The 3,732-nt window shown below is 73.9% G+C and carries 6 protein-coding genes and 1 tRNA gene; 3 read left to right on the top strand and 4 right to left on the bottom strand.

What is annotated here, in order from left to right:
• Positions 1 to 146 precede the first annotated feature (146 nt).
• Positions 147 to 1,142 (top strand): hypothetical protein, encoded by a 996-nt coding sequence (locus AC2W7J_RS16635; RefSeq protein ID WP_485983766.1) that lies wholly within the window; start codon positions 147 to 149, stop codon positions 1,140 to 1,142.
• A gap of 19 nt (positions 1,143 to 1,161) precedes the next feature.
• Here AC2W7J_RS16635 and AC2W7J_RS16630 read toward each other — a convergent pair whose 3' ends face one another.
• Positions 1,162 to 1,425, bottom strand: a complete 264-nt coding sequence (locus AC2W7J_RS16630; RefSeq protein ID WP_485983764.1) for a hypothetical protein — start codon at positions 1,423 to 1,425, stop codon at positions 1,162 to 1,164.
• Between the two features lie 64 nt (positions 1,426 to 1,489).
• Here AC2W7J_RS16630 and AC2W7J_RS16625 point away from each other — a divergent pair, with 64 nt between their 5' ends.
• Entirely contained in the window at positions 1,490 to 2,095 is a 606-nt protein-coding gene (locus AC2W7J_RS16625; protein WP_485983762.1) for a M23 family metallopeptidase, read from the top strand.
• Between the two features lie 53 nt (positions 2,096 to 2,148).
• On the opposite strand, the gene AC2W7J_RS16620 is transcribed toward AC2W7J_RS16625, so the two are convergent.
• From AC2W7J_RS16620 to AC2W7J_RS16610, 3 genes are all read right to left on the bottom strand, one after another.
• A tRNA-Leu gene (locus AC2W7J_RS16620) sits at positions 2,149 to 2,232 on the bottom strand.
• A 77-nt stretch (positions 2,233 to 2,309) separates the two neighbouring features.
• On the bottom strand, positions 2,310 to 2,486 hold the full coding sequence (locus AC2W7J_RS16615; protein WP_485983760.1) for a hypothetical protein: 177 nt from the start codon (positions 2,484 to 2,486) through the stop codon (positions 2,310 to 2,312).
• A complete protein-coding gene (locus tag AC2W7J_RS16610; protein WP_485983758.1) occupies positions 2,483 to 2,941 on the bottom strand; it encodes a MerR family transcriptional regulator in 459 nt (152 codons plus the stop codon). The genes AC2W7J_RS16615 and AC2W7J_RS16610 overlap by 4 nt, the downstream gene beginning before the upstream one ends.
• Before the next feature lie 78 nt (positions 2,942 to 3,019).
• Between AC2W7J_RS16610 and AC2W7J_RS16605 the strand changes: the two genes are divergently transcribed.
• Positions 3,020 to 3,517 carry a DUF4188 domain-containing protein gene (locus AC2W7J_RS16605; RefSeq protein WP_485983756.1) on the top strand — a complete coding sequence of 166 codons (498 nt, stop codon included), beginning with the start codon at positions 3,020 to 3,022 and terminating at the stop codon, positions 3,515 to 3,517.
• Positions 3,518 to 3,732: the final 215 nt, after the last annotated feature.

Raw genomic sequence — 3,732 nt, 5'->3', positions numbered from 1 at the left:
GCCGCGCGCCGCTGACCTCTTCGGCGCGCTGGTCTTCCTCGGCATCGTGGGCGCCCTCGTGGGCGGCATGGTGACGATGGCCTTCGTGGCGGCGGGGCCGGACGCCGGCTCGCCGGACCCGGTGGCCGCAGCCTCGACCTACGGGGGTGGGGCGGCGCCGCGTCGGGATCGTCCTCGCGGTGCTGCTCGTCCGGCCGCTGCGTCGCGCCGTACTCGGCACCCCGCCGGTCGCCTCCGTCGTCACCGACCGCCGCGCGGCGGAGATCGACCGGCCCGACGGGCGGGCGCGCGTCGTCGAGGAGGTGGCGCTCGACGCCCTCCCGCAGCTGACCCGTCGGGTCCCGAACCGCGGTCCGGCGCAGCTCTCCTGGGACGTGCTCACGACGCAGAGCTCGCGCGGGTCGGACATGTCCGGCCACCGTCCGGTCGGCTTCCTCGACCTCACCGCCGACGAGTCACGAGAGGCCGAGCGGACCATCGTCGAGGCGAAGGGGGCGACCTCCCCTTCGCCCGTCACGCTGCGCCAGACGACCATGGGACCGCACCACGAGCAGCTGCTCGCCGAGGTCGTCCACCCCGGGGAGCGGGTGACCTGGCGGGAGCCGGGCCGGCTGCCGGTGCTCGTCGAGCGGTGGAGCAGCCAGCTGGTGCTGGGGGCGGTGGTCTTCCTCTTCATCGTCTTCGGCTTCTGCTCCGATGGCATGTGGAGCGTCGTCGGGTCGATCAGCACGACGGCCGGCCTCGTCGCGGTCGGCGTCGTCGTCCTCTTCGGGCTCGTCGTGCTCACCGGCCTGCTGCGGCGGGCCGCCACGGTGCACCGCGCCCACCAGGCGGCGACGAACCCGCACCCGACCGGCGGCGGCCCGCCCGCCTTCGTCGCGGTCAGGGCTGTCACCGACCGGCGCGCCCTCATCGCCCAGCGCGACGGCAGCGGCGCCCTCGTCGTCAACACCTTCCTGCCGCAGCACGTGGCGACCCTGCAGGTCAGGCCCGGTCAGGACTGGACGACGACCTTCGTCCTCGGGCGTTCGCAGCACCCGGAGGCCGACGACCTGCTGTCTTCGCAGAATGCCTTCTCCGAGGTGCGGGACGGGGCTGGTGCGCACGCGGCGCTGCAGGCCCTGCTCGGCCGCAGCGGCTGAGAAGCCCGCCCTCGAGCCGTCAGCCGCGGGGGCGCCGCAGCAGCATGACGATGCCGATGACGAGGGCCACGAGAGCGATCACGCTGGCGGCGAGACCGAGGACGAGCGACCACACGACCCAGGGGTCCTCGCTCGCCTGGTCGACCATGATCGCGCCGAGCCCGCCGTAGGCGACGACCCCGAGTCCGCAGCAGCCCAGGAGCGCGCCGAGGCCAATGAGCAGGTAGGGCACGGCACCCCGCAGCCCCGACGAGGGTCGCGGTGCGGGAGGAGGTGCGCTCATGCTGGGACCCTAGGCCAGCACAGGGGTCCTCCGACACGGCACGAGGCGAAAGGAGTCGGTCACGATGACGATCGAGCTCGCCCTCCCCTTCGCCGGGAGGTGGATCGTGCGCAACAGCCCGGCCGACCGGGTGCCGAGCCACGGGACGACCCGCTTCGCGTCGGCCCACGCCATCGACTTCGTCCCCGTGGGCGGGGACCAACGGACCGCGCCGATCACGTGGGCGAGCCTGCTGCGGCCGCAGGCGCCGGAGGACTTCCCGGGCTTCGGCCGGGCGATCGTCGCGCCCGTGGCCGGCGAGGTCGTCGCTGCCCACGACGGCGAGCCCGACCACGCGGCATACCGGGGGCTGCCGTCGCTCGGTTATGCCCTGACCCAGGGCCGGCGGGCGGCCGCCGGCTGGCCCGCCCTCGCCGGCAACCACGTGATGATCCGCTGCGACGGCGGCGTGGTCGTCATGTGCCACCTCCAGCGCGACAGCGTGGCGGTGGCGGTCGGCGAGCAGGTGCGCACCGGTCAGCTCGTGGCCCGCTGCGGCAACTCCGGCAACAGCACCGAGCCGCACGTGCACGTGCAGGCGATCGACCGGCTGCCCGTCGAGGTGGCGCAGGCGGTGCCGATGAGCTTCGGCGGTCGGCTGCCGCGCAACGGCGAGGTCGTCGGCGCCTGACCCCGAGCACGACGAAGGGCGCCGCACCAACCGGTGCGACGCCCTTCGGATCTGTGCGCGAGGGGGATTTGAACCCCCACGCCCTTTCGGACACTGGCACCTGAAGCCAGCGCGTCTGCCGTTCCGCCACTCGCGCAAAGAGTGTGCCCAGCGCCTTCCGGCGCACGAGCCGTCTCATTGTGCCCCATGATCCGCCGGATCCCCAAAGCGAGGGTCAGTCGCCCTCGCTCACGGCGAGGTGCTGCTGGGCCAGGCGGCGCAGCGGGGCAAGGACGCGGTCGACGAGGACGGTGCCGAGGACGACCTGGCGGACGGCGCCGGCCGGGTCCGCCGGGACCGAGTCGACGTCGACGCGGGCGATGCGCAGCACACCGTCGGCATATTGCGTCATCCGCGCCTCGTCGAGGCCGAGGCCGGCCGCGTCGCACGCGGCCCACGCCGTGTCGAGGTCGTCGATGACGGGGTCCTGCGGGTGGACCTGCCAGCCGGCCTCCGCCAGCCAGGCGCGGGCACGCGAAGGGGGGACCTCCCCTTCGTCGGGTCGTCACCGTCGGGACCGGCCACGAAGTCCTCGCCGAGCAGGGCCCGCTGCGCGGCGCCCAGCACGTCGACCCGGGAGGTGCCGGGGTCGGCGATGACCTCGAGGACCTGGCGAGTCGTGGCCAGCGACAGCCCGCCGACGCTCGTCAGCGCCCGGATCAGCCGGACCCGCTCGACGTGGTCGTCGCCGTAGCTCGCGCTCGTGCGCGAGAGCGCCTCACCGGGCTGCAGCAGGCCCTCGCGCAGGTAGTACTTGAGCGTGGCGACCGGGACGTCGGTCGCGGCGGACAGCTCGGAGATCTTCATGGGCTCACCTCTTGCGCCGGATAGTAGACCTACCCAATACTGGATAGCCGCACTATCCAGGGATCGGGAGGCACCCTCATGCAGCACCACACCCACGCGGGCGACGACGACGTCGTCGTCTTCAACATCGGGATGACCATCGCCCAGCCGCACCGCATCGACCTGTGGTGGCCCGTCTTCACGGCCATGCCGCGGATGATCGCCGAGCTCGAGCGGGCGAAGGGGGCGGCCGCACGCGGCGAGGGCGAGGACCTCGGCTTCCTCGGGGCGACGACCCTCATGGGACGCCGCGGCCCCTGGGTCGTGCAGTACTGGCGCAGCACCGAACAGCTCTACCGCTACGCCAGCTCCGCCGACCACGCCCACCTGCCGGCGTGGAAGCGATTCAACGCCGCCGCGCGCAAGCACCCCGGAGCCGTCGGCATCTGGCACGAGACCTTCGCCGTGCCGGCCACCGGCATCGAGACCCTCTACGGCAACGGCGCGCGCATCGGCCTGGGCGCGGCGACGGGCACGGTCGAGGTAGGCCGACGCGGTGCCCGGGCCCGCACCCGGTTGGGCGCGCGGGTCGCCTGACGCGCGGCTCCCACGGGTGGAGGTGGCAGCGACCGACCATTCGGTCGCGCACACCTCGACCCGGCACCGGGCGGAGGGAGGTTAGGCCGCCCGGGACTCGTCGACGCCACGAGCCGCCTCGAGCAGCAGCCCGATGGCCCGCTGGGCCGCGGGGTTGGTCTCGGAGGAGTCGCGCAGCAAGCGCGACGATGCGCCGGCGGGCGCGGGGTCGGCGC

The sequence above is a fragment of the Janibacter sp. CFPM2_SD2 genome (assembly GCF_057364645.1).
The sequence above is the reverse complement of the archived record's forward strand: the minus strand, read 5'-3'. Positions and strand labels throughout refer to the sequence as shown.